At 65.0% G+C, this 320-nt stretch carries 1 protein-coding gene; it reads right to left on the reverse strand.

Translation table 11 applies throughout. From position 1 onward, the window contains the following. On the reverse strand, positions 1-320 hold a 320-nt coding region (locus AB6A65_RS16850), incomplete at both ends, for an ABC transporter permease subunit (protein WP_371039526.1).

Below are 320 nucleotides of genomic sequence, written 5' to 3' on the forward strand. Positions count from 1 at the left end.
CGCGCAGGAACTCGGCGCGCACCACGCCCACGAGCGCCGTCCAGCCGAAGAGCACGGTCAGCAGGACCAGCAGCCAGAAACTTCGCCCCAGGATCGCGAAGAGAATGATGATGATGTAGAGTGCCGGCGTCGCCTGCCAGATCTCGATGATGCGCTGGAAGATGAGGTCCAGCCAGCCCCCGAAAAAGCCCTGGACGGCGCCGGCGACGATGCCCACCACGCTCGCGAGCGTGGTGACGATGATCGTGAAGAGGATCGAGAGCCGGAAGCCGTAGATGATGCGCGCCAGCACGTCGCGCTTCGTGTCGTCGGTGCCCAGA

The organism is Rhodosalinus sp. FB01 (genome assembly GCF_041365715.1).
Taxonomy (GTDB): domain Bacteria; phylum Pseudomonadota; class Alphaproteobacteria; order Rhodobacterales; family Rhodobacteraceae; genus Rhodosalinus.